At 68.8% G+C, this 4,126-nt stretch carries 3 protein-coding genes; all 3 read right to left on the bottom strand.

Annotation, left to right across the window (positions count from 1 at the left end):
- Positions 1-34: 34 nt before the first annotated feature.
- Genes ON45_RS20105 through ON45_RS20095 form a run of 3 tightly spaced genes read right to left on the bottom strand, consistent with a single transcriptional unit; the run spans position 35 to position 4,055 of the window.
- Positions 35-1,624 carry a fused MFS/spermidine synthase gene (locus ON45_RS20105; protein ID WP_083915198.1) on the bottom strand — a complete coding sequence of 530 codons (1,590 nt, stop codon included), beginning with the start codon at positions 1,622-1,624 and terminating at the stop codon, positions 35-37.
- 42 nt (positions 1,625-1,666) lie between these two features.
- Entirely contained in the window at positions 1,667-2,860 is a 1,194-nt protein-coding gene (locus ON45_RS20100) for an alpha/beta fold hydrolase (RefSeq protein WP_051063483.1), read from the bottom strand.
- Positions 2,861-2,915: 55 nt separating this feature from the next.
- Positions 2,916-4,055: a S1C family serine protease gene (locus tag ON45_RS20095; protein WP_158412549.1), complete on the bottom strand. Its 1,140-nt coding sequence runs from the start codon at positions 4,053-4,055 to the stop codon at positions 2,916-2,918.
- Between the last annotated feature and the right edge of the window lie 71 nt (positions 4,056-4,126).

Genomic DNA, 4,126 nt, shown 5'->3' with positions numbered 1-4,126 from the left:
GCTCCGTGCGCGAACTGTTCACGAGAACGCCGGCTCAGACGGTGCCGGCGATGAGCTGGTCGACGGGGGCGTAGTCGTCGGTGAGGATCGTCGCCCCGTCGAGGTACTCGGCGAGTTCGGCACCCGCGAGGAGTTCGCCGACGACTCGATCGGGATCGTCGGAGCCGCCTGGATCGACATCGGCATCGAGCCGCGCCTCGAGCGCCTCGATGTCGAGCGGCGAGGCGCTCGCGACGACGGCGGAGTTGCCGTTGACACCGTTGACGATTCCCGGCCCACGGATCAACGCCACATGGTCGAACACCCGGGCGATCGTGGCGGTCTCGGCGCGGAGGAAGTCCTCGCTCGCGCCGTCGATGATGTTGGCGACATAGATCCCGTCCGGACGGACGACCCGGGCGGCGTCGGCCAGGAACTCCTCGGTCGCGAGGTGGAACGGCACCGCCCGACTGCCGAACGCATCACCGACGACGACGTCGGCCGAGTCGGTCCCGATGTCCGCCATCGACAGTCGTCCATCGCCGACGATGATCTCGACGTCGTCACCGGGATCGAAGTCGATCTCGTCCTCCACCACCTCCACGAGATCGCCGTCGATCTCGAGGATGGTCTGATCACTGCCCGGTCGGGTGGCCCGGACGTAGCGGGGGACGGTGAACGCTCCCCCGCCCAGGTACACCGCGTCGATCGGCGCGTCGGAGTCCGCGGTCTGCACCTCGATCGCGTCGACGATCCGGCGGATGTACCAGAACTCCAGTCGCGTCGGATCGTCGAGGTCGACGTAGCTGTGCCGGAGATCGTCCAGCACGAGCGTCCGACCCGATGCGACGTCGGGATCCTCCACGACCGTCAGGCAGTAGTAGGCCGTCTGCGTCTCACACGGCGAATCGACCGCGACGACACCGACGAGCGCGACCGCCGCCAGCCCGCCGACGCTCAGCATCTCGGTGGTCGATGCGAGCCGACCGACCAGCCACATCGCGACTCCCGCCACCATCAACAACAGGCCGACGGCCACGATCAAGGTCGTGACACCCGCGGTCGACACCAGCACGAAACCGGTGAAGAACGTGCCGAACAACGCACCGGCGGTGCTCCACGCCGACAGTCGACCGACGGTGGTGCCCGTCGACGCCAGGTCGCGCAGCTGCAGTTTGATCACCGCGGGCGGCACCGCACTCAACACCGTTGCCGACGGCAGGAATCCGCACGCCGTGAGCACCAGGATCCGAGCGCCGCCGCCGGATCCGCTTCCCTCTCCCAGGATGCGAACGATCGGAATCGTCGCGATCGCCAGCGCGCCTCCGACGACGAGCAGCATGGGCAGCAGCCGTCGCGGATCGATGTGATCAGCGGCCACTCCCCCGGCCCAGGCGCCCACCGCAATCCCGGCGAGGATCGTTCCGATGATCCCGGTGAACGTCTCGAGGCTGACGCCCACGTACGGAGCGAGCAGACGTCCGGCGAGGATCTCGAGCACGAGCACCGCCGCCGACGTGCCCGTCACCAAGGCGATCGCCAGCCACCCCGCAAGCGGCCCGCCGCCGTCGCGCGACGGGTCGGATCCCTCGCGTGACGCGTGTTCGGGGCTCGGGTCTGTTCCGGGTGTCACCTCGTCGACCACGGACGGCAGGCTAGGCCGGGGATCGATGACCGACCCCGAAGGTCACGGAAACCGTTTCGCCAGCCAGTCGGCGACGTGCTGCAGCGCTTCCGGGCGATCGCCCTCCAGATAGTGCAGCGCCCCCTTCATCTCGATGTAGGTCACGTCCTCCGCCCCAGCCGCTGCAACGATCTCCTCGGCCTGCCACACGCGGATCTCGGTGTCGGCGGTCGGGTGGATCAGCAGGGTCGGGACGGTCACCTGTGGCATCGTGTCGGCGAGTTTCGCTCCGCTCGACAGGCCCGACCAGGTGCTGAGCCATCCACGCGCGGTCATCGTCCGTGCGAGGCCGCCGCGGCCGTAGTTCGCGTCGAACGGATCGGGGAACGCGAACAGCGACCCCAGCGCCCGGTCGTCGGGATCGATCGACAGGTCGAGGTAGGCCGGGTCGGCGAGCGTGCGATAGATCGTCAGGTACTTCGTGAACACCGCGCGCCGGCGCGCGTCTCGGTACGCGAGCGGATCGCTGGCACCGTCCATGGCCTTCAGCGTGGGGACCATCGCCGTCGCATCGGCGATCGATGCCTTGGCGATCGCATCGAGTCGGGCGACGCGGTCGCGCTGCGCCGCTCGGTAGGTGTCGACCCACGCCGGGTCGTACGAACATGGCTCGGGCCACGGTCGCCAGCCGTTGTCGGGGTGGTACATGTCGAGTTCGGGAACGGTCGAGAACGGGTCGCCTTCGTCGGCGACCGAGGGATCGATCACCTGCAGCATGAACACCCCCTCGCCCGGATGCGCCGCCATCCCGATCCACCCGTCGCCGATACCGAGTTCGGCGTTCGCCATCGCCATCAGTGATCCCCCACCCGAGTTCCCGAGGAGCACGACGGCCTCGGCACCGCGACGAACCATCTCGTCGTGGGCGGTCTGCACGTCGGTGATGCACTTCTCGTGGAGGCAATCGGTGTCGTTGTTCATGTACCGCGTGCCGAAGCCGAGCACCGCGTACCCGGCCGCTGCGAGGAGTGGGCACGCGTAGTGCACGCTGAAGTCACCTCGGGGGTGGGAGAGGATGACCGCGGTCTTCCACGGCGTGCCGACCGGCGGCGTCCACAGCACGCCACGGACGAGTCCGCCGTCGGGTGACACGAGTCGGACCGGCTCGCGCTGCACCGCGACTCCGGGGTCGTCGTCCGGGAGCGGCCAGTAGCCATACCCGAACGGTCGGTGTGCTCCGAGCAGTACGTCATCCATGTCGGGCACCGTAGATCGCCGAAATCGCGCGTCGGTGACCGGCACCGATGAACATCTACTCGGGGCGGTCGGTGAGGACGACGTCGAACTCGAGTGACTCGGACCCTCGGACCACGGCGACCGTGACGCTGTCGCCGGGTTGCTTGTCACGGATCGCGGCGATCAGCGCGGACGACCCGTCGGTGACCGATCCGTCGACGGCGACGATCAGGTCGCCCACCGCGACGCCGATCTCCTCCGCGGGCGTGTCGGGTTCGACGTCGGTCACGATCACGCCCTGGCCGCCGTCTCGCCGATCCTCCAGACCCACGCCGAGAAACGCCTCTTGTCGAACTTCGCCGTCGGCCTGATCGCGCAGCGCTTCGATCACCGGGAGTGCCTCGCCGACCGAGATCGCGAAACCGACGTTGGTCGCCGTGAAGACCGCCGTGTCGCGTGCCACGGCGGTGTTGATCCCGACCACCTCGCCCGCGGCATTCACCAGTGGGCCACCCGAGTTGCCCGATGAGATCGCGGCGTCGGTCTGGATCAGCCCGTCCAGGTAGAGGTCGCCCTGGCCGACGCTGCGGTTCATCGCCGAAACGATTCCGAGCGTCACCGACGGCTCGCCGTCGAGGCCGAGCGCGAAGCCGATCGCCATCACGTCGTCGCCGATCCGAACACTGCCGGGGTCAGCGAACGTTGCCGGAGCGAAGCCGTCGCCGGCCATCCGCAGGAGCGCCAGGTCGTTGCCCCGATCGGCTGCCAGCACGGTGACCTCGCGCGGTTCGGACTCACCGGCCAGACGCACTCGCACCTCGTCGGCACCCTCGACGACATGCGCATTCGTCAAGATCTCGCCATCCGCGGAGATGACCACGCCGGTCCCCAGCGACACCCCGCCGCCCACGTCCGCCGACACCGTGACCGTGGAAGGTGCGACGTACTCGGTGACCATCGCGACATCGATGCGGTTCTCGAACCCGGGTCGCGGCGCGGCGACATCGATCGGTTGCTCCGACGATCGACGCGGTGGGTCGTCGAGCCAGTCGGCGACCTGGTTCCCCAGGAGCGCGCCGCCGAGGCCACCGAGCCACGCGATGACACCGACACTGATGAGCAAGGTGGCGACACGCCGACGCGACCGGCGGGGCGGGCCGCTCGGCGGTTGCGAGTGCTCGACCGGGAGCTGCCCGGGAGCAGGTGGAGGCAGCATGGCCATACACCGTGTCTATCTGACGCAGCCCATGACCCGGCTTCTCGTGAACAGTTCGCGCACGGAGCGCC

Origin of the sequence: Ilumatobacter nonamiensis YM16-303, from assembly GCF_000350145.1 — a bacterium.
GTDB classification, from domain to species: domain Bacteria; phylum Actinomycetota; class Acidimicrobiia; order Acidimicrobiales; family Ilumatobacteraceae; genus Ilumatobacter_A; species Ilumatobacter_A nonamiensis.
Note: the sequence above shows the minus strand (reverse complement) of the source record. Positions and strands in the feature narration are given on the sequence as shown.

Bases quoted from the DNA above. Each gene is read 5' to 3' on its own strand.
- ON45_RS20100 (WP_051063483.1), bottom strand. From the start codon at position 2,860: ATGGATGACGTACTGCTCGGAGCACACCGACCGTTCGGGTATGGCTAC.
- ON45_RS20095 (WP_158412549.1), bottom strand. From the start codon at position 4,055: ATGCTGCCTCCACCTGCTCCCGGGCAGCTCCCGGTCGAGCACTCGCAA.